Origin of the sequence: Pseudomonas sp. TREG-RG-20F-10-E-6-01, assembly GCF_022662455.1 — a bacterium.
Lineage (GTDB): Bacteria > Pseudomonadota > Gammaproteobacteria > Pseudomonadales > Pseudomonadaceae > Aquipseudomonas.
In genome coordinates this window covers 409,752-427,819 of sequence record NZ_JAKNQP010000001.1, presented here as the reverse complement: position 1 = coordinate 427,819, position 18,068 = coordinate 409,752, and the positions used below count along the sequence as shown (strand labels likewise).

The 18,068-nt window shown below is 61.4% G+C and carries 22 protein-coding genes; 10 read left to right on the top strand and 12 right to left on the bottom strand.

Annotated elements, in window-relative coordinates; all coding sequences use genetic code 11:
• Window positions 1–17: 17 nt before the first annotated feature.
• Window positions 18–602, bottom strand: coding sequence for a nitroreductase family protein (locus L8K08_RS02065; protein WP_242194000.1), 585 nt, complete (start codon window positions 600–602; stop codon window positions 18–20).
• 153 nt (window positions 603–755) lie between these two features.
• Here L8K08_RS02065 and L8K08_RS02060 point away from each other — a divergent pair, with 153 nt between their 5' ends.
• Both L8K08_RS02060 and L8K08_RS02055 read left to right on the top strand, forming a co-directional pair.
• The gene (locus tag L8K08_RS02060; protein ID WP_106576966.1) at window positions 756–1,205 is read left to right on the top strand and encodes a YcgN family cysteine cluster protein; all 450 of its coding nucleotides are present in this window, start codon (window positions 756–758) and stop codon (window positions 1,203–1,205) included.
• A gap of 13 nt (window positions 1,206–1,218) precedes the next feature.
• On the top strand, window positions 1,219–2,439 hold the full coding sequence (locus L8K08_RS02055) for a hypothetical protein (protein ID WP_242193996.1): 1,221 nt from the start codon (window positions 1,219–1,221) through the stop codon (window positions 2,437–2,439).
• Window positions 2,440–2,584: 145 nt separating this feature from the next.
• Here the strand turns inward: L8K08_RS02055 and L8K08_RS02050 are convergent, their stop codons facing one another.
• From L8K08_RS02050 to L8K08_RS02040, 3 genes are all read right to left on the bottom strand, one after another.
• Window positions 2,585–2,935 (bottom strand): DUF2892 domain-containing protein, encoded by a 351-nt coding sequence (locus tag L8K08_RS02050; RefSeq protein ID WP_119739148.1) that lies wholly within the window; start codon window positions 2,933–2,935, stop codon window positions 2,585–2,587.
• A 67-nt stretch (window positions 2,936–3,002) separates the two neighbouring features.
• Window positions 3,003–3,470, bottom strand: coding sequence for an RNA methyltransferase (locus tag L8K08_RS02045; RefSeq protein ID WP_057975681.1), 468 nt, complete (start codon window positions 3,468–3,470; stop codon window positions 3,003–3,005).
• Window positions 3,471–3,631: 161 nt separating this feature from the next.
• Window positions 3,632–4,006 carry a YajD family HNH nuclease gene (locus L8K08_RS02040; RefSeq protein ID WP_003210675.1) on the bottom strand — a complete coding sequence of 125 codons (375 nt, stop codon included), beginning with the start codon at window positions 4,004–4,006 and terminating at the stop codon, window positions 3,632–3,634.
• Between the two features lie 151 nt (window positions 4,007–4,157).
• Between L8K08_RS02040 and L8K08_RS02035 the strand changes: the two genes are divergently transcribed.
• Complete coding sequence (locus L8K08_RS02035) at window positions 4,158–5,078, top strand: ParB/Srx family N-terminal domain-containing protein (protein ID WP_242193993.1); 921 nt, start codon at window positions 4,158–4,160, stop codon at window positions 5,076–5,078.
• 127 nt (window positions 5,079–5,205) lie between these two features.
• Here the strand turns inward: L8K08_RS02035 and L8K08_RS02030 are convergent, their stop codons facing one another.
• Window positions 5,206–5,892 (bottom strand): hypothetical protein, encoded by a 687-nt coding sequence (locus L8K08_RS02030; protein ID WP_058411058.1) that lies wholly within the window; start codon window positions 5,890–5,892, stop codon window positions 5,206–5,208.
• Window positions 5,893–5,970: 78 nt separating this feature from the next.
• Here L8K08_RS02030 and L8K08_RS02025 point away from each other — a divergent pair, with 78 nt between their 5' ends.
• A complete protein-coding gene (locus tag L8K08_RS02025; protein ID WP_242193990.1) occupies window positions 5,971–6,255 on the top strand; it encodes a hypothetical protein in 285 nt (94 codons plus the stop codon).
• Here the strand turns inward: L8K08_RS02025 and L8K08_RS02020 are convergent.
• Together L8K08_RS02020 and L8K08_RS02015 are read right to left on the bottom strand one after the other, a co-directional pair.
• Entirely contained in the window at window positions 6,252–6,725 is a 474-nt protein-coding gene (locus L8K08_RS02020) for a cyclic nucleotide-binding domain-containing protein (RefSeq protein WP_242193987.1), read from the bottom strand. The genes L8K08_RS02025 and L8K08_RS02020 overlap by 4 nt on opposite strands.
• Before the next feature lie 70 nt (window positions 6,726–6,795).
• Complete coding sequence (locus tag L8K08_RS02015) at window positions 6,796–8,850, bottom strand: S9 family peptidase (protein WP_242193984.1); 2,055 nt, start codon at window positions 8,848–8,850, stop codon at window positions 6,796–6,798.
• Window positions 8,851–8,871: 21 nt separating this feature from the next.
• Here L8K08_RS02015 and L8K08_RS02010 point away from each other — a divergent pair, with 21 nt between their 5' ends.
• The 3 genes from L8K08_RS02010 to L8K08_RS02000 are packed head-to-tail and all read left to right on the top strand — an operon-like array spanning window position 8,872 to window position 10,769.
• Window positions 8,872–9,408 (top strand): MFS transporter, encoded by a 537-nt coding sequence (locus L8K08_RS02010; protein WP_145162999.1) that lies wholly within the window; start codon window positions 8,872–8,874, stop codon window positions 9,406–9,408.
• A gap of 30 nt (window positions 9,409–9,438) precedes the next feature.
• A complete protein-coding gene (locus L8K08_RS02005; protein ID WP_064451362.1) occupies window positions 9,439–10,215 on the top strand; it encodes a class II glutamine amidotransferase in 777 nt (258 codons plus the stop codon).
• A gap of 11 nt (window positions 10,216–10,226) precedes the next feature.
• Window positions 10,227–10,769 (top strand): DUF2937 family protein, encoded by a 543-nt coding sequence (locus L8K08_RS02000; protein ID WP_145163001.1) that lies wholly within the window; start codon window positions 10,227–10,229, stop codon window positions 10,767–10,769.
• 108 nt (window positions 10,770–10,877) lie between these two features.
• On the opposite strand, the gene L8K08_RS01995 is transcribed toward L8K08_RS02000, so the two are convergent.
• Window positions 10,878–11,798, bottom strand: a complete 921-nt coding sequence (locus L8K08_RS01995; protein ID WP_242193981.1) for a LysR family transcriptional regulator — start codon at window positions 11,796–11,798, stop codon at window positions 10,878–10,880.
• 189 nt (window positions 11,799–11,987) lie between these two features.
• Here L8K08_RS01995 and L8K08_RS01990 point away from each other — a divergent pair, with 189 nt between their 5' ends.
• The 3 genes from L8K08_RS01990 to L8K08_RS01980 are packed head-to-tail and all read left to right on the top strand — an operon-like array spanning window position 11,988 to window position 14,340.
• Entirely contained in the window at window positions 11,988–12,728 is a 741-nt protein-coding gene (locus L8K08_RS01990) for a 5-oxoprolinase subunit PxpA (RefSeq protein WP_242193978.1), read from the top strand.
• Window positions 12,725–13,429, top strand: a complete 705-nt coding sequence (pxpB, locus tag L8K08_RS01985; RefSeq protein ID WP_242193975.1) for a 5-oxoprolinase subunit PxpB — start codon at window positions 12,725–12,727, stop codon at window positions 13,427–13,429. Before L8K08_RS01990 ends, pxpB begins: the two co-directional genes overlap by 4 nt.
• Entirely contained in the window at window positions 13,426–14,340 is a 915-nt protein-coding gene (locus L8K08_RS01980) for a biotin-dependent carboxyltransferase family protein (protein ID WP_242193973.1), read from the top strand. The genes pxpB and L8K08_RS01980 overlap by 4 nt, the downstream gene beginning before the upstream one ends.
• A 121-nt stretch (window positions 14,341–14,461) precedes the next feature.
• Here L8K08_RS01980 and L8K08_RS01975 read toward each other — a convergent pair whose 3' ends face one another.
• The 4 genes from L8K08_RS01975 to L8K08_RS01960 all read right to left on the bottom strand — a co-directional run bounded on the left by L8K08_RS01975 (window position 14,462) and on the right by L8K08_RS01960 (window position 17,965).
• Window positions 14,462–15,640, bottom strand: coding sequence for a VWA domain-containing protein (locus L8K08_RS01975; RefSeq protein ID WP_017137401.1), 1,179 nt, complete (start codon window positions 15,638–15,640; stop codon window positions 14,462–14,464).
• Window positions 15,640–16,485, bottom strand: a complete 846-nt coding sequence (locus L8K08_RS01970) for a MoxR family ATPase (RefSeq protein ID WP_003210690.1) — start codon at window positions 16,483–16,485, stop codon at window positions 15,640–15,642. The genes L8K08_RS01975 and L8K08_RS01970 overlap by 1 nt, the downstream gene beginning before the upstream one ends.
• Before the next feature lie 144 nt (window positions 16,486–16,629).
• Window positions 16,630–16,812: a hypothetical protein gene (locus tag L8K08_RS01965; RefSeq protein ID WP_242193970.1), complete on the bottom strand. Its 183-nt coding sequence runs from the start codon at window positions 16,810–16,812 to the stop codon at window positions 16,630–16,632.
• 79 nt (window positions 16,813–16,891) lie between these two features.
• Window positions 16,892–17,965 (bottom strand): DUF748 domain-containing protein, encoded by a 1,074-nt coding sequence (locus L8K08_RS01960; protein ID WP_242193968.1) that lies wholly within the window; start codon window positions 17,963–17,965, stop codon window positions 16,892–16,894.
• Window positions 17,966–18,068 lie beyond the last annotated feature (103 nt).

The window sequence follows — 18,068 nt, the reverse complement described above, 5'->3', positions numbered from 1 at the left end:
GGGGATATCAGCAAGGCTTACAGGCTGAAGTCGCCTTCGGACACCAGCTCGCTCAACGGCTTGCGTGGGCTGGGCGCTTCACGGCCCTGCAGGTACTCCGGCAGGCTCGACTTGTCGCCCAGCTTGCCCACGGCCACCGCCGCGTGCAGCGCGTAGCCTTCAGGAATCTTCAGTTCTTTGCGGGTCAGTTCCTGATCGAAACCGGCCATGCCGTGGGTGTGCCAGCCGCTCAGGCTGGCTTGCAACGCCAGGTGGCCCCAGGCCGAACCGGTGTCGAAGGTGTGCCACAGCGCCGGGGTTTCTTCACTGGCGCCGGGGGCGGTGAAGTCGGTTTTTGACGCGATGATCACCAAGGCCGACGCATGCTGCGCCCAGGTACGGTTGAATTCATTCAGCAGGCCCAGGAAGCGTTCCCAATCCGGCGTGTCACGGCGCGCGTAGAGAAAACGCCAAGGTTGCGAGTTGTAGGCCGATGGCGCCCAGCGCGCGGCCTCGAAAAAGCTCAGCAGGGTGTCTTTCGGGATGCTCTCGCCGGTAAAGGCGCGAGGCGACCAGCGTTCGGTAAATTGGGTGTGGATCGGGTAGTCGGCAACGCGTGTCATGGGCAGTTCCTGAGGTGCGATTCGGCGTTCAAAGCTACTGCGCGCTTACTGCACTGACAAGTGTTGTTACACCGCCAGTCGCAAGCGCTTGGCCCCAGAGGCCTTGGGCACTAGACTGGCGGCCTTTTCACCGACCGATACTGATGTAGAGCCATGGCCGCTAAAGTCGAACCTTTCTGGATACGCAAAACCCTTGAACACCTCGACCAGGAGGAGTGGGAGTCGTTGTGCGACGGCTGTGGCCTGTGCTGCCTGCAAAAGCTTGAGGACGAGGAGGACAACAGCGTTTATTACACGCGCATTGCCTGCAAACTGCTCGACCTGAACACCTGCCAGTGCACCGATTACCCCAACCGCCGCGCCTCGGTGCCCGACTGCATCCAGCTCACGCCAGGCCAGGCCGACCAGTTCAAGTGGTTGCCGCCAACCTGCGGCTATCGCCTGGTCAGCGAGCGCAAGGACCTGCCGCTGTGGCACCACCTGGTCTGCGGCGACCGCGATGCAGTGCACCACGAACGCATTTCCCAGTCCGGTCGCATGCTCGCCGAAGGCAGTGTGCCCGAAGACGACTGGGAGGATTACCTGATCTTCCGCGCAGGCTGAAAAAGGAGTGTGTATGACGGTGGCAACCAAGCTGGCGGCCTCTTTTGTGTTGCTGGCGCTGAGCCTGCCCGCGTGGTGCGCGAAGAAAGTCGACCTCGACTATCACGTCAAACTGCTGCCCCAGAGTGATCAAGCCGAGGTGCATGTGAGCCTGTCCCAAGGCTCGGCGGTGCGCAGCCTGAATTTCGACCTGGGCCGCGACGGTGATTACAGCGACTTCAAGGCCGATGGCCAGTGGACGGTCACCGGCAACCGGGGCCTGTGGCAACCCAGCGCCGACAAGGCCAGCCTGAGCTACCGGGTACGCCTGACCCACGCGCGCAAACCTGGCGTGTATGAAGCGCGGATGACGCCGAGTTGGGCGTTGTTCCGAGGCGAAGACCTGGTGCCGGCTGCACGGCTCGACCAGCAGGACGGCGTCGAGCTGGTCTCGCGCCTGGCGTTCGAGTTGCCGGCAGGCTGGAAAAGCGTCGAAACCGCCTGGCCGCGCATCGGCAAGTACAAATTCCGCATCGACAACGTTTCCCGCCTGTTCGATCGGCCTACTGGCTGGATGCTCGCCGGCACCCTCGGCAGCCGTCGTGTGCGCCTGGGCGAAACCGAGGTCACCGTAGCCTCGCCCAAGGGCCAGGCCATGCGCCGCATGGACGTGCTGACGCTGCTGACCTTCGTCTGGCCTCAAGTGGAGGCCGCGTTTCCGCGTCACCCGGCCAAGCTGCTGGTGGTGGGGGCCAGCGACCCGATGCGCCGTGGCGTGTTTGCGTCGCGCGACTCGGTCTACCTCAACAGCCGCACGCCGCTGGTCAGCGAGAACGGCAGCAGCGCGTTGATCCGTGAGGTGGTGCAGGCGATCGGGCGCTTCAATGATCACGACACCAGTGACTGGATCAGCGAAGGGCTTGGCGAGTATTACGCCATCGAGCTGTTGCGCCGCGCGGGCGGGATCACCGATGAGCGGTATGCCGCGATTCAGGCGCGCTTGAGCAAAGAGGGCAAGGACGTGACCACGTTGCGTGGCGAGCACGTCAACGGCGCGACCGTCGCGCGGGCGGTGGTGGTGTTGCAGGAGCTGGACCGCGAGATTCGCGTGAAGACCCACAACAAGCGCTCGCTGGATGACCTTGCGCAGGCGGTGATGCGCGCGAACAGCATTACGACGGCGGAGTTTGTGCAGTTGGCCGACAGTGTGATCGGCGAGTCGTCGGTGGTGTTGGATAGCAAATTATTGCGCTGAGCTTAGGCCATACACAAAGCCAAAATGTGGGAGCGGGCTTGCCCGCGATTACGGTGGATCAGTCAGCACACCTGTCGACTGATACACCGCTTTCGCGGGCGAGCCCGCTCCCACATTTAGCTCTCCAATAGGTTGGAGAGGGGCGTCAGCCGGTGGTTTTGGTGGCTTTTTCAGCGGCGACTTCGGCCTTGGTCTTCAGGTTTTTCAGCTCTTCGCCCGCGCGCTCGATTTTGGTACGCACGCTGTTCATTTCCTGGCGGCCCTGTTCCAGCTTGTCTTTGAGCGAGCTGCGCCCGGTCACGCCGCGCACCAGCGCCACGCCACCAATCGCCACCTGGATGAGCCCGAAGATCCCGCCACGGCGCAGGCCTTTGCCAACCATCATCACGCCGCCGGCCACCGAGCCAATGCGCTCCCAGCCGTGCACGTTTTGAGGCGGTTGGGTTTCAAACGGCGTGTGTTCGATGATAGGTCGCAGGATTTTGCTGTCGCTCATGATCTGTCTCCAACAAGGCAAGTGATATGTAGCTGACTGCTTGCAGGCGCCGGATGTTCCCAAAAAATCAGTACTTGGGGCCCGAGCGGGTGTTGTTGCCCTTGGCCAGGCGATCGTAGAGCACCACGTTGACAGTGGCGGCGAGGTTCATGCAGCCGGTGGTCGGGATGTACACCACGTCTTCACACCAGTCGCGAATCTCCTTGTCCAGCGAGCCGTCTTCGGGGCCGAAGATGTACAACGCGCGATCAGGATGGGTGTATTCGGGCAGCGGGCGGGCGCCTTCGACCAGCTCCACGGCGACCGGGATGCAACCCAGCGGCAGGATCTTTTTCAGGTCGTCGATGCCGATCAGGGGAATGTCGTGATGGACCTTCTTGGTGTCGGTGATGAAATCCCGGGTGCGCTCGTAACGCACGCCGGTGTAGAACACCGAGGCCACGCCGTAGCAGCCGGCGGCACGCATCACCGAACCGACGTTTTCGGGGGATTTGGGGTTATACAGACCGATGCAGCTGTAGCGTTTATTGCCCACGGGGAAGGGTGCCTTGGAGAAAAACGGCGATTATACGGCTTGGGCTGTTGGGTTGCTTGGGCGATCGCTATCGCGGGCAAGCCCGGCTCCCACAGGGGAATGCGTTCCAAATGTGGGAGCGGGCTTGCCCGCGAAGAGGCCATAACAGGCAACGACGAACCTCAGTCGTCTTTTTTCATCAACCCGGCCAACGCCGCAAACGGGTTGTGCGTGGCCTTGGCAATCGTTGGGCTGCTGGTGGAGCCTTCGCCGAAGTACTGCTGGTCGGTGTAGCGCGAGTGCTCGTTGTCGTGGCAATACAGGCACAGCAACTCCCAGTTGGAACCGTCCTGGGGGTTGTCATCATGGTTGTGGTTGCGATGGTGCACGGTCAGTTCGCTCAAGCGCTTGCCGGCAAATTCACGCGCGCAGCGGCCACACACGTGCGGGTACATCTTCAAGGCTTTGTCGCGATAGCCCATTTCCCGGTCACGCTGGGCATCGGCGAGGATGCGGTCCAGCTTGGCGGTGTGGGAGGGCGGGTTGGTCGAGCTCATCATGGCTCCTGGCTATTTGGGGGTTCACGGATAGGGTTGATTCTAGCCGCTTGCGGGGTAAATGACTGCTGGCTTTTTCAGCTGCGGTACAGCCTTGCAGTGGCAATCGTTTGTAGTATCGGCTCACTTCATTCTCAAGGATCTGACACCAATGCGTTTATACACATGGACCGCAGCACTGCTACTCAGCGTCCTGGCGGCCCAAGCCCAGGCATTCTCCACGCCCAAGCCTGGCCAGATCATCGAGGTGGCCCTTGAACAATTGCACCCGACCCAGGCCGTCGTGGGCTTTGACCAGATTTACTACAGCCTGGGCCTGTTTGCCGACAAGCCGGCCAAGGTCTTCGACGAATACTGCGAAACCAACGGCCAGGGCGCGGCCGACAAGGTGCCCAAAAAGGCCGACCTGCACCAACCCGCCAGCTTCAGTTGCAAGGACCCGGTGGGCACGCATCCCGATGACATGAAAACCGTCGTGGTCGGCCCTGGTCGCCAGTTGTACCTGACCGACGGTCACCACAGCTTCACCACCTTGTGGGAAGTCCAAGGCGGCGGCCCGCAGCTGAACATGTGGGTCAAGGTGACCGATGATTTCAGCAACAGCCCCGACATGGCCACCTTCTGGCAGCGTATGCAAGCAGCGCGCAAGGTCTGGCTCAAGGGCGATCACGGCCAGCCGCTGTCACCGCAGCAACTGCCGGCGCACCTGGGCTTCAAGAACCTGCAGGACGACACCTTCCGCAGCCTGGTGTATTTCACCCGCAAGGCCGCCTACGGCAAGCCGGACGATGGCGCCGTCGCGCCGGAATTCCTGGAGTTTTACTGGGGCAATTGGCTGCGCACGCAGATCGACCTGGGTGCTTTCAACCTGAACAAGAAGGGCGGTTACAAGGACGCGATTGAAGCCGTCGCCCAGCGCATGGTCAGCCTGGCGCCGGGTTCACAGGTAGGCGATAGCGGCTTCACGGCCCATCAATTGGGCGGCATGACCTCGTTGGATCAAGCCGAGTTGAAGAAGACTGTCGAGAAAAAAGTGCCGTATGTGATCGATTACCGCAAATCCCGAAGTTAACCCCGATCAAAAATGTGGGAGCTGGCTTGCCTGCGATAGCGGTATCTCAGTCAACATGTGTATCGACTGATGCGGCGCAATCGCAGGCAAGCCAGCTCCCACAGGGGATTTAGGGTGCCTGCGGAATTCAGCCCTTGAGTTTTTCGGCGATCCAAATAGTGTGCCGGGTGCCTTTGTTGCCATGGGCAAACACCTGCACTTCCTCAGCCTTGAAACCCGCCTTGCGCAGTTTGTCGCTGAACAGCTTGTCGGCACTGGCCGACCACACGGCCAGTACGCCCTTGGGGCGCAGGGCTTTGGCGCAGGCAGCCAGGCCGCCAGCCGAGTAGAGCCAGCTGTTGGCCTTTTGCGTAAGGCCTTCGGGGCCGTTGTCGACATCCAGCATGATCGCGTCAAAGCCTTGAGGCTCGGCCTGCAGCACCTTGGCCACGTCTTCCATGCGGATCACGGTGCGTGGGTCGAGCAGCGGGCGGCCGGACTTTTCACCCAGGGGTCCACGGTTCCACTCCACGACGCCGGGCACCAGTTCGGCGACCACCACTTCGGCCGTCTTGCCCAGATGTTTGAGCGCTGAGGCCAGGGTAAAGCCCATGCCCAGACCGCCGATCAGCACCCGCGAACCCGGGCGCCCGGCCACTTTGCGGCAGGGAATTTCCGCCAGCGCGTCTTCGGAGCCGTGCATGCGCGTGTTCATCAGCTGGCCGCCGTCACCGCCCTGGATCTTGATGACAAAATCCTCGCCGTATTCGAACAGGCACAAGGCACCGCCGTTATCGGGGATGGGAGTGGTGTCGAGCAGAACGAAACGTTTCATTGAAATCTCATTGGGAAGGGCATTCTTGCGCGGTTGGGAGTAGCCTTACGACATTCCGGTCAGGCCATGGAGCCATCGATGAAGTGCAGCATTCTAACGGTCATTGTGCTTGGCGCGCTCACATTGGGTACGGCCCAGGCTCAGGAGGTGCAAACCGTTCCGGTCGCACCCGCGCCAACGCCCGGTGCGCCGGGTACACCGACACCGACGTTGTACCCGCAAGTCACACCGCCTGTGGCGCCCAAAGCCACCGCCAGCGGTTCACCCGCGCTGGTGCCGATTGTGTTGCCAACGCCGCCCAAGGACCAGAGCGTGCCTGGCCTGCTGCAAAATGACAGCAAGCCGAAGACGCCCGGCGGTTAAAACGGTTGCGAGAGCAATTGCCCGTCGGCCATGCGCAGGCGTTTGGACAAGGCGATCGCAATCGCGCGGATGATCTTGGCCGCGATCCTGGGCGCTTCGTTGAGCATTTTTTCCAGGGAATCCTTGCCCAGGTTCAGCAGCACGCAATCACTGGCCGCCAGGCAACTGGCAGAGCGCCGCTCGCCATCGAGCACCGCCATTTCGCCAAACGCCCGCCCACTGCGCAGGGTGGCGATGGTCAGGCGCTGGCCTTCATGGTTGGTTTTCTGCACGGCCACCTGGCCGCTGTGGATGATGCACATGAACGTGCCGGCATCGCCCTCAACGAAGATCACTTCGCCCTGGGCAATGCTGCTGATGTTGAAGTAGCCGGCGGCGACGTGAAAATCTTCCGGCAGCAAAGGGTCGAACAGGCCGCAGTCCATGAGCATGTCGCGGATTTCATTGTTCAATAAAGTTGGTTGAGGCATAGCTGCAATCTTGGTCCATCAATCAAGTAGGCGGTCTGTGTGTTCAGACAGGACCGCCGTGCTAAGTTCCTTAAATCAAGCCCAGCGCCTTGAACACAAATGCGTATTCGAGCGCTACATCACGTAATCCCTGATAACGCCCGCTCATGCCACCATGGCCGGCGCCCAGTTCGGTCTTGAGCAGCAGCAGGTTGTCGTCCGTCTTGGTGTCGCGCAGCTTGGCCACCCACTTGGCTGCCTCCCAGTACTGCACGCGGCTGTCGTTGTAGCCGGCGATCACCAGCAGGGCCGGGTAGGCCTGGGCGCTGACGTTCTCGTACGGCGCGTAGGCCTTGATGCGTTCGTACACCTCTGGTTCTTCAGGGTTGCCCCACTCGTCATATTCGGTGATGGTCAGCGGCAGCTCCGGGTCGAGCATGGTGTTGAGCACATCGACGAACGGCACTTCGGCAATCGCCGCCTGGAACAGCTCCGGGCGTTGATTGAGCACCGCGCCGATCAACAGGCCGCCGGCACTGCCGCCGCTGATGGCCAGTTGTTTGGAGGTGGTCAGGCCCTCGGCGATCAGGTGCTCGGCGCAGGCGATAAAGTCGCTGAAGGTGTTCTGCTTGTGTGCCTGCTTGCCGTTGCGGTACCAGGCTTCACCCAGTTCGCCGCCGCCGCGTACGTGCGCGATGGCAAACGCCACGCCACGGTCCAGCAGGCTCAGGCGCGCGTGCGAGAACCAGGGGTCGAGGCTGTGGCCGTAGGCGCCGTAACCGTAGAGGTACAGCGGCACCGGTTTGCCCAGTTGGTCGCGTTTGATCACCAGGCTGATCGGCACCTGGGTGCCATCGGCAGACGTGGCCCACAGGCGTTGGCTGACGTAGTCGTCGGCGTTGAACACGCCGAGTACCGGCGTTTCCTTGAGCACGGCTTGCGCGCCGCTCGCCAATTCCAGCTGGCGCACCTGGGCCGGACGGTTCAGCGCTTCATAGCGCAGACGGATTTTGTCGCTAGGGAATTCCAGGCTGTTTTGCACATAAAGGCTGTAGGCGGCGTCGGGCAATTCGACGCGATAGGCTGGCACGTCCTGAGGGTGCACTTCGATCACTGGCAGGCCACCGATACGCAGGCTCAAGGTCATCGCGCTGGCATTGAGGCTCACGCCGTCGAGCATCACTTCGTCGCTGTGCGGGATCAGGTTTTGCCATTGATCTTCGGTGGGCACGCTGCCGGTGTCGGCGGCGACGAACAGCGCGTAGTTGATACCGTCGCGGTTGCTGCGAATAAACCAGGTCCACTCGCCGTTGCGCTGGCCGTGGTCGACATCGTATTCGTGGTCTTCGACCCGTGGCGCCAGGCAAGTGAAGTCGAGGTGCGGCTGGTTGGCGTCCAGCGCCCAGATTTCACTGGTGGTCTTGCTGCCCAGGGCCAGCAGCAACTGGCGCTCGGAACTGGAGCGGTAGCAATGCAGGAAGAAACGTCCGTCAGGCTCGTGGAACACTTCCTGCGCCGCCGTGCCATCCAGGCGGTAGCGATACAGTTTGTGTGGGCGATGGGTGTCGTCCAGTTCGCCGAAGAACAGGGTCAGGCTGTCATTGGCCCAGGTCATGCTGCCGTCGCAGTCCTGAAACTCCAGTTCGCTGACTTTGCCGTTAGCCAACTCCTTCACGTACAGGGTGTAAATCTCTTCGCCGCTGGTGTCCAGGCTGTAGGCCAGGCGCTGGTGGTCGGGGCTGATGCTGAACGCGCCCAGCGAGAAAAAGCCGCCGTTGGCGAGTACGTTGGGGTCGAGCAGCAATTCTTCGCTGCTGTCGTCCACTGTGTTGCTGTCATCTGCCGGGCGGCGGCAGCGGTAGTGGCGGGCGTATTCGTCACCGGCGGTGGTGCGCGTGTAATACAGGTACGGGCCCCACGGCGAGGGCAGGGACAGGTCGGTTTCGAGAATGCGGCCCTTGATCTCGTCGAACAGGGTTTCGCGCAGCGCCTGCTGATCGGCGAGTTGCGCCTCCTGCCAGGCGTTTTCGGCTTTGAGGTAATCGAGGACTTCAGCCGTGTCACGCGCTTGCAGCCAGGCGTACGGGTCCTGGCCTTCGGCCTTGCGGGCAATCGGGGCGGCAGTGATGTGGGTCGATGAAGGCATGGATCGCTCTCTGTCTGGCGGATGGTGGCAGGCATTGCAGCCGAGACACGCAAAAGCCGTTATCATAGCCGCCTGTTTGCCTACCTTGCCATGGACACCATGACCGAGAACGACTATCTGACCGCTTGGGGCCTTTACGCCTTCGCCGCTTTGGGCTGCCTGTTGGTGTGGTGGCGCATGACCCGCTGGATCTGGCGCTGGCTGCGCGAGCCGCTGCAGTTGCTGATGGCGGTGCTGCTGTTCAGCCCGACCATCGTCGATCCGGTCAAGACCCAGTTCGCGCCGGCCGTGGCGATCACGGCCCTGGACCTGGTGCTGCATGTCGGCAATAACGCCTGGCGGGCTATTTCCGATCTGTTCATGTACACGATGATCGCGTTTGGCGTGTATATCGTGTTTGTGCTGATCCGCTGGCCCATCGAGCGCGCTGCCAACGCCCGGCGTGAGCGCAAGGCCGCTGTCGATGCCGCCCTGGCTGCCGAGACGGTTGACGAGGACGACGAGCCGTTCAGTCGCCCGGCGCCTGCCAGCGGAATGCGCGTCGAACCGCGCCTTTGACGTCGTCCGCCCTGCAGCGAGAGCCCTGGCATGTGTGAATTATTGGGCATGAGTGCCAACGTCCCCACCGACATCGTGTTCAGCTTTACCGGGCTGATGCAGCGGGGCGGGCGTACCGGCCCCCACCGCGACGGTTGGGGCATCGCGTTCTATGAAGGCCGTGGCCTGCGCCTGTTTCAGGACCCGGCCGCCAGCAGTGAGTCGGAAGTCGCGCTGCTGGTGCAGCGCTATCCGATCAAAAGTGAAGTGGTGATTGGCCATATCCGCCAGGCCAACGTGGGCAAGGTGAGCCTGGCCAATACCCACCCGTTCGTGCGCGAGCTGTGGGGCCGCAACTGGTGTTTTGCCCATAACGGCCAGCTGGCGGACTTCAACCCGCGTGCCACCTTCTACCGGCCGGTGGGCGATACCGACAGCGAAGCCGCGTTCTGCGACCTGCTCAACCGCGTGCGCGAAGCCTTCCCCGAGCCGGTGGACATCGAACAAGTGCTGCCGGACCTGATTGCCGCCTGCGCCGAGTACCGCAGCAAAGGCGTGTTCAACTGCCTGCTCAGCGACGGTGACTGGCTGTTTTGCTACTGCTCGACCAAGCTGGCGCAGATCACCCGGCGCGCACCGTTTGGCCCGGCGCGCTTGAAAGATGTCGACGTGATCGTCGATTTTCAGGCCGAAACCACGCCAAATGACGTGGTCACCGTGATCGCCACCGAGCCGTTGACCGACAACGAAAACTGGACCCGCTACGAACCGGGCCAATGGAGCCTGTGGCGACGCGGTGAATGCGTCAGCCAGGGCATTACCGAGTAAGGATATCGACCATGCTGCTCAGTTATCTGCGGTTGGTGCTGTTTGCCATTGGCTTGTTGGTTGGTGTGCAGGTGCCGGGTTTCATCAACGACTACGCCAAGCGCGTCGAGGCCCACCTGATCGAGGCCCAGACCGGCCTCAGCGGGTTTGAAAGCACCGCACGGCAGTTCTTCAACGGTGATTTGCAGGCATTGGTGGCGCATTACCGCGCCAGTGATGATCCGGTGTTCCAGAGCGACGCCAACAGCCTGGGCACCCTGCTTGATCGGCAAGTGGCGCTGGACAAGCAATTCCAGGCCATGCAAGGCCCGTGGTACATCCGCGCCCTGCAGGTGGCGGTGGCGGCGGACCCGGCGATTCGCCTGGAAACCTGGAATGGCTACAGCTATCAGATCCTGCTGACGCCGGAGGCGATGGGCTGGGGCCTGGGCGGCGCGATGCTGTTGTCGTTCGGCATTGAATGCCTGTTCCGCTTGATCGACTGGGTGGTGTTGGGCGGCAAGCGCCTGCGCCAGAGCCGGCCGATTGAAGAGCGAGACCTGAAAGGCCTCTAAACTCAGCTTGGTCAAATGTGGGAGCTGGCTTGCCTGCGATAGCGGTGGGTCAGCTTGCCCATCTGCCACGGATACACCGCTATCGCAGGCAAGCCAGCTCCCACGGGTTTAATCCGGTTTCGTCAGTACCATATTCGCTTCGCCGACCTCTTCGGCATAGCGGGCCACCACCTTCTGGCACAGCCCGACAATCTCCTCCACCAACTCCACGCCCACCCGCCACGACACCACCACCTGCAAATTCGGCAGCTTCTGCCCCATCGGCAGCATCACCAACTCCCCGCGCGCCAGTTCCTCGCTGACCAGCACCGGCGGCAGTGCGCCGATGCCGAAGCCATCGCGCAGCAGGCGGGTAATCGCCGACACCGAATTCACACAGTTCATGCGCGGCGCGGCGACGCCGTTGGGCTGCATCAGGCTCAGCACGTCCTGGTGCGGGTGGGAATTTTTCGAGTAGGTGATGATGCGCTCCTGGGCCAGTTCGGCGAGGGAGGCGTAGTCTCGGTTGTAGAGGGAATGGCTGGCGACGATCCAGGCCATCGGGTGGCTGGCCAGTTCCAGGCTGCGCACGGTTTCCAGGCGCAGCAGGTCGGTTTGCAGGATCAGGTCGAGGAAGCCTTTTTGCAGTTGATCGCTGAGGTTCAATGCGGTATCGGCGACCAATTCGATTTCCACCAACGGGAAGTGGTCCATCAATTCGGCCACCAAGGGGCTGAGCCAGGTGTGAATCACCGTGTCCATCGCGCCGATGCGAATCCGCCCGACCTTGCTGCTGGTGGTTTCCAGTGACTGCTTCAAGCCCTGCATGGTCACCATCATCTGCTCGGCGTAATCGAGCACCTTCAAGCCTTCCGGGGTCAGGCTCACGCCGCGTGAGTCGCGTAGAAACAGCTTCACACCCAACTCGCTCTCGAGCACGGCAATGCGGCTGGAAATCGAGGCCTGGGTGGTGAACAACTTCTCGGCGGTCAGGCGAAAGCTCTTGAGCTTGGCCACCCAGACGAAGGTTTCGAGGAACTTCAAATTCATGGGATCAACTTTTCTTATGCATGGATCGGTTTTTATTAGTTGGACGCCGCACCGGGCAAACGCCAAAAATCGAGCTATTCCACGATAAGCGTCGTTGGGGTGTGAGGACAAGTTGCCAGTTCTGTACGAAAAATCCCACACTACAAAAAATACAACGCCTGAAAAACAACGCCTGGAGGAGCACCCACCGTGAGCCGTCTGCTATTGAATTGCGACATCGGCGAAAGCTTTGGCAACTGGACCATGGGTCTGGACGCCGAGGTCATGCCGTTCATTGATTGTGCCAACGTGGCGTGTGGCTTTCATGCCGGCGACCCGAGCATCATGCGCAAGACCGTCAGTCTGGCCTTCAAGCACGGCGTGCAAGTGGGGGCGCACCCGGCGTACCAGGACCTGCAAGGCTTCGGCCGCCGCTCCATGGCCTACACACCGCAGGAAATCCAGGACCTGCTGCACTACCAGATCGGCGCCCTCGACGGCATCTGCCGTGCGCAAGGCGGGCGGGTCAGCTACGTCAAACCCCATGGCGCGATGTACAACGACATGATGGCCAACCCTGCGCAATTGCGCGCAGTGATCCAGGCCGTGGCCGCTTATGGCGACCTGCCGCTGATGCTGCTGGCCACCCGCGACAACAGCGCGGCCCAGGCCCTGGGCGATGAGTACGGGGTGACCTTGTGGTTCGAGGCTTTTGCCGACCGTGCCTACGACCACAAAGGGCATCTGGTCTCGCGCCAGTTGCCGGGCGCCGTGCACCATGACTCCGAAACCATCGTGCAGCAGGCCCTGACTATTTCCCGCGGCGACGCCCTGACCGCCAGCGATGGCAGCGCCTTGGTGTTGCAGGCCAACACCTTGTGTGTGCACGGCGACAACGCCAGTTCGGTGGCCGCCGTGAAGCGTATCCGCGAGGCGCTGAAGCCAGCATGAAGCCACGCATTGAAGTGGTGGCGATCGACTGCCTGATGGTGCGTCTGTTTGATGTGATTGCCGAAGCCAACATGCCGTGGATGCTTGCTGCCACTCAACGTCTGCGCGAAGGTTTTGGCCCAGCGTTGGTGGACCTGGTGCCGTCCTACACCACGCTGATGGTGCATTACGATCTCACCGCGTTGAGCCCGGCGCAGGCCAGGGAGTTGATCGGCCAGGCGCTGGCCGACCTGCAGCCTCAGGCCCAGGGCAGCGGCCAGTGTCACGTGTTGCCAGTGTGGTACGACCTGAGTGTCGGCCCGGAACTGAGCTTGCTCAGCCAGCGCAGCGGTCTGTCGGTTGAAGACGTGATCCGCCGCCACAGTGCCCATGAATACCAGGTGTTCGCCCTCGGCTTTGCCCCCGGTTTTGCGTTTATGGGGTTGGTGGACGAAATCCTCGCGACGCCGCGCCTGAATACCCCGCGAAAGCGCGTGGCGGCTGGCAGCGTCGGCATTGCCGAGCGGCAAACCGCCGCGTACCCGGTGGTCTCGCCCGGTGGGTGGAACCTGATCGGTCGCACCCCGGCCAAGCTGTTCGACCGCGAACGCGACGGTTACAGCCTGATGCAGCCCGGCGATACGGTGCGTTTCGAGGCGGTCGGCCACGCCGAATTTATCAACCTGGGTGGCGATGACGCGCCGTTGGAGGCGCAGGCATGAGCCGCTTGTTGATCGAGGCCAGCACGCCGCTGTGCCTGTTGCAGGATGCCGGCCGCTTTGGCGTGCGGCACCTGGGCGTGACCCAGGGTGGCGCGCTGGACTGGGTGTCGATGTCCTGGGCCAATTGGCTGCTGGGCAACGCGCTGGATGCGCCAGTGGTGGAAATCACCTTGGGCGGGTTCACCGTGCAGGCCGAGGCGTATTGCTTGCTGGCATTGGCCGGCGCGGATCTGGGCGCGTACATCGATGAGCGTGCGATCAGCCCGGGACGCAGCTTTATCCTGCAAAAGGGTCAGCGTTTGCGCTTTACCCAGCCGTTCAATGGCGCGCGGGCCTACCTGGCGGCGCCAAGCGGGTTTGATGCGCCGCAGGTGCTGGGCAGTTGCGCCACGGTGGTGCGAGAGGAATTGGGCGGGCTTGACGGTTTCGGCAAGGCATTGGTCGAAGGCGGGCGGTTGATGTATTCCGGAACGGGCGGTGCGATGAAGGTGTTGAGTAGCGCGGATTTGCAACCCGCTGCGCCGCTGGACGTGATTGTCGGCGCACAAATCGGTCAATTCAGCGGCCAGAGTTTGTTCGATGCCTTCAACACCGAATGGGCGCTGGACAGCCGCGCCGACCGCATGGGCATGCGTCTGCTGGGCACGCCGTTGCAGTATCAGGGGCCGTCGTTGATCTCCGAAGGGATTCCGCTGGGAGCGATCCAGGTGCCGCCGGATGGGCAGCCGATTGTGTTGCTCAATGATCGGCAGACCATTGGCGGCTACCCGCGTTTAGGCGCGTTGACGCCCTTGGCGCTGGCGCGGCTGGCGCAGTGTTTGCCGGGGGAGAAGGTGCGCTTGGCGCCGGTGGTGCAGGAGACAGCGCATCGCCAGCATGTGGACTTTTTGCAGCGCTTCAGCGAAGGCTAACAATGTAGGAGGGGGCTTGCCCCCGATGGCGGTCTTTGAGTGCCAAATGCATTGACTGAGGCGCTGCTATCGGGGGCAAGCCCCCTCCCACATTGGATTTATGGTGCATGGGAGGTTTGAGTTACTTGGAGAGAAAGCGCATCCCTTCTTCCAGGCCCCGCAGCGTCAGCGGATACATCTGATCTTCCACCAACTCCCGCACAATCCCCGTCGACGCCGTATACCCCCACGTGTCTTTCGGGTACGGGTTAATCCAGATCAGCTTCTTGTACTTGGCCATGAAGCGCTGCATCCACACGTACCCAGGCTCCTCATTCCAGTGCTCGACGCTGCCGCCGGCCTGGGTGATTTCATACGGCGCCATCGACGCATCGCCGATAAAAATCACTTTGTAATCGGCGCCGTATTTATGCAGCAAGTCCTGGGTGGAGGTGCGTTCGGAGGTGCGGCGCTGGTTGTTCTTCCACACCGACTCGTACACGAAGTTATGGAAGTAGAAGTACTCTAGGTGCTTGAACTCGGTCTTGCATGCGGAGAACAGCTCTTCGCAGATCTTCACGTGGGCGTCCATTGAGCCGCCGATGTCGAACAGCAACAGCAGTTTGATGGTGTTGCGCCGCTCCGGGCGCATCTGGATATTCAGCAGCCCGGCATCGCGGGCGGTGTGGTCGATGGTGCCGTCGATGTCCAGCTCTTCGGCCGCACCCTGGCGCGCAAACTTGCGCAGGCGGCGCAGGGCAATCTTGATGTTGCGCGTGCCCAGCTCCACCTGATCGTCGAGGTTCTTGTACTCGCGCTGGTCCCAGACTTTTACCGCCTTGCCCTGGCGCTTGCCGGCGTCACCCACACGGATGCCTTCCGGGTTGTAGCCGCCGGAGCCGAACGGGCTGGTGCCGCCGGTGCCGATCCACTTGTTGCCGCCGGCATGGCGCTCTTTCTGTTCTTCCAGACGTTTCTTGAATTCTTCGATGAGCTTGTCCAGGCCACCGAGGGACTGGATCTGCGCACGCTCTTCATCGCTCAACGAGCGTTCGAATTCCTTGCGCAGCCACTCTTCGGGAATCAGCGCCTGCAGGTGGTCGTCGAGCTTTTCCAGGCCGTTGAAATAGGCACCGAACGCGCGGTCGAACTTGTCGAAATGCCGTTCGTCCTTGACCAGAATCGCCCTGGCCAAGTAGTAAAACTCGTCCATGTCGGCGAAGACCACACGCTGTTTCAGCGCATTGATCAGGTCGAGCAGCTCGCGCACCGACACCGGCACCTTGGCGGCGCGCATTTCATTGAACAGGTTGAGCAACATTATCGATTACCGCGACGGCTCATGAAGGCCAGACGTTCCAGCAACTGCACGTCTTGCTCGTTTTTCACCAGGGCACCGGCCAACGGCGGGATGGCTTTGGTGGGGTCGCGTTCGCGTAACACGGCTTCGCCGATGTTGTCGGCCATCAGCAGCTTGAGCCAGTCGACCAACTCGGAGGTGGACGGCTTTTTCTTCAGGCCTGGCACCTTGCGCACGTCGAAGAACACGTCCAGTGCTTCGCTGACCAGGTCTTTCTTGATGTCGGGGTAGTGCACGTCGACGATCTTTTGCAGGGTGGTGCGGTCGGGGAAGGCGATGTAATGGAAGAAGCAGCGGCGCAGGAACGCGTCCGGCAGCTCTTTCTCGTTGTTGGAGGTAATGATGATGATCGGGCGTTTCTTGGCCTTGATGGTCTCGTCGATTTCGTAAACGTAGAACTCCATCTTGTCGAGTTCTTGCAGCAGGTCGTTGGGGAACTCGATGTCGGCCTTGTCGATTTCATCGATCAGCAGAATCACCCGCTCTTCGGACTCGAAGGCTTCCCAGAGCTTGCCCTTCTTCAGGTAGTTGCGCACATCGTGGACTTTGTCCACTCCCAGTTGCGAGTCGCGCAGGCGGCTGACCGCGTCGTACTCGTAGAGGCCCTGATGCGCCTTGGTGGTGGATTTGATGTGCCAGGTGATCAGCTTGGCGCCAAAGGATTCGGCCAGTTGCTCGGCAAGCATGGTCTTGCCGGTGCCGGGCTCGCCCTTGACCAGCAACGGCCGCTCCAGGGTGATGGCGGCGTTGACGGCCAGTTTCAGGTCATCGGTAGCCACATAGGCCTGGGTGCCTTCGAACTTCATCGGTCATTCCTCGAATTCATCAATGCCCGGACTATACCGCGCGGCCCCGGCGACTGTGAACGCAGACGGGTTATTCAGTCTCTGAATGGCCGGTCACACGCGACCCTTGGCGGCTTTCTCCAACGCGTACGCCCGCGCTTCCGCTTAGTCCCTGAGCTTGCTGCCGCCCCACAGGGCCAGCGCGGCTAACACCAGCGTGCCGATGCCGGCGAGGATCATCATGCCGGCGAGGGGGCCGCCGTGCATGGCGAACCCCACTATTTTCACGAAGCCTGAATAGGCCAAGAGGTAGCCAAGAATTGTCAGTATCCAGCCTGTGATGCGCATGCTCAGTGTCCTTACTCGTTGTTGTCATTGATCCGTTGGCACGCTAACCGATAGCCCGTCTCCCGGTAGGGCGTGCGGCTCAGTTTGCACTGGGCTTGGGTTGTTCATACCGGGCATTGAATGCCTGAATAAAACCATTACGCAAAATCGCCAAAAATGCCGAGAACGCGCTGATATTTTGCTGGTGCACGCTGCCGCTGAGTTCCACGCGGGTAGCAAACTGGTTTTTGTTCTGGTTCTTTAATACGGTCTCGCTGGCGCCGACCACGGCTTCCCAGATCGAGCGGAAGATATTCTTGTCCTTGTTTTCGACATCCTGTTTCCAGTCGAACACCTCTACGTCGCGCAGCAGCGGCTTGATATAACCGCTCAGTTGGCCTTTTTCGGCCTGGGCTTCGACCACCACATCGCCCGTGCCGGCCTTGAAGTCGAACTTGCCGTACGCCGACGCGAAGTCATTCAGGCGTTTGAGTTGAATATCCTTGGCGCGAAAGCGGAATTCGAAGTCTTCGAAGTTGCTCAGCGGGTCGAAAGCAGCGGTGGCTTCCAGTGGCGCCTGGCCGAGCAATTGCGCCTTGCCTTCAAAGGTGGCGTCCCGCTTGCCTTTGATGTCCACCACATTGGTCAGGTTGTAGAAGCTGGCGTTGACCTGGGTGGCGTAGATATTCACCGCGGGCTTGGAATTGAAGTTGTGGAAGGCGATCTTGCCGTCCTGAATGCGGACTTCGTTAAGGGTGATCGGCAACAATTTGCCCAACTGTTCACGCCAGTCGGTGCCTTTACCGGTCTGCGATGCCTGTTGGTTGCCACCGTCGACGAAGTTCAGCTCGGGCTGGAAGAACTGCACCTCGGCCACCACCGCATGGTCGTACCACAACGAATGCCAGCTCACCGACACGTCGATCACCGGCGCTTTGACGAACGGAACCGGCACTTTGCCGTCGACTTTGACGATCTGCAGGCCGTTGATTTTATAGGCCCCGCGCCACAGCGCCACGTCCACATCCGTGACCTGGCCGCGGTAATCACCCATGTCGGCGAGCTTGTCGTTCAGGTAGTTGCGCACCAGGTAGGGCAGGGCGAGGTCCAGGGCAATCAGTACTACCACCAGTACGGCGACGATCCATAGCAGCCCACTGTAGCGACGTTTCATGTGCAGGTTCTCCAACGTTATAGGCGATGGACCGCGCGCACCGGCGCAACGTTCCTCTGACTGGACGCCCACCAGCCCGAGGCATACCCTTGTGGCCTTGTTG

Coding starts and splice junctions, on each gene's coding strand:
- L8K08_RS02065 (WP_242194000.1), bottom strand. CDS start 602: ATGACACGCGTTGCCGACTACCCGATCCACACCCAATTTACCGAACGC.
- L8K08_RS02060 (WP_106576966.1), top strand. CDS start 756: ATGGCCGCTAAAGTCGAACCTTTCTGGATACGCAAAACCCTTGAACAC.
- L8K08_RS02055 (WP_242193996.1), top strand. CDS start 1,219: ATGACGGTGGCAACCAAGCTGGCGGCCTCTTTTGTGTTGCTGGCGCTG.
- L8K08_RS02050 (WP_119739148.1), bottom strand. CDS start 2,935: ATGAGCGACAGCAAAATCCTGCGACCTATCATCGAACACACGCCGTTT.
- L8K08_RS02040 (WP_003210675.1), bottom strand. CDS start 4,006: ATGAGCTCGACCAACCCGCCCTCCCACACCGCCAAGCTGGACCGCATC.
- L8K08_RS02035 (WP_242193993.1), top strand. CDS start 4,158: ATGCGTTTATACACATGGACCGCAGCACTGCTACTCAGCGTCCTGGCG.
- L8K08_RS02030 (WP_058411058.1), bottom strand. CDS start 5,892: ATGAAACGTTTCGTTCTGCTCGACACCACTCCCATCCCCGATAACGGC.
- L8K08_RS02025 (WP_242193990.1), top strand. CDS start 5,971: ATGAAGTGCAGCATTCTAACGGTCATTGTGCTTGGCGCGCTCACATTG.
- L8K08_RS02020 (WP_242193987.1), bottom strand. CDS start 6,725: ATGCCTCAACCAACTTTATTGAACAATGAAATCCGCGACATGCTCATG.
- L8K08_RS02015 (WP_242193984.1), bottom strand. CDS start 8,850: ATGCCTTCATCGACCCACATCACTGCCGCCCCGATTGCCCGCAAGGCC.
- L8K08_RS02010 (WP_145162999.1), top strand. CDS start 8,872: ATGGTGGCAGGCATTGCAGCCGAGACACGCAAAAGCCGTTATCATAGC.
- L8K08_RS02005 (WP_064451362.1), top strand. CDS start 9,439: ATGTGTGAATTATTGGGCATGAGTGCCAACGTCCCCACCGACATCGTG.
- L8K08_RS02000 (WP_145163001.1), top strand. CDS start 10,227: ATGCTGCTCAGTTATCTGCGGTTGGTGCTGTTTGCCATTGGCTTGTTG.
- L8K08_RS01995 (WP_242193981.1), bottom strand. CDS start 11,798: ATGAATTTGAAGTTCCTCGAAACCTTCGTCTGGGTGGCCAAGCTCAAG.
- pxpB (WP_242193975.1), top strand. CDS start 12,725: ATGAAGCCACGCATTGAAGTGGTGGCGATCGACTGCCTGATGGTGCGT.
- L8K08_RS01980 (WP_242193973.1), top strand. CDS start 13,426: ATGAGCCGCTTGTTGATCGAGGCCAGCACGCCGCTGTGCCTGTTGCAG.
- L8K08_RS01975 (WP_017137401.1), bottom strand. CDS start 15,640: ATGTTGCTCAACCTGTTCAATGAAATGCGCGCCGCCAAGGTGCCGGTG.
- L8K08_RS01970 (WP_003210690.1), bottom strand. CDS start 16,485: ATGAAGTTCGAAGGCACCCAGGCCTATGTGGCTACCGATGACCTGAAA.
- L8K08_RS01965 (WP_242193970.1), bottom strand. CDS start 16,812: ATGCGCATCACAGGCTGGATACTGACAATTCTTGGCTACCTCTTGGCC.
- L8K08_RS01960 (WP_242193968.1), bottom strand. CDS start 17,965: ATGAAACGTCGCTACAGTGGGCTGCTATGGATCGTCGCCGTACTGGTG.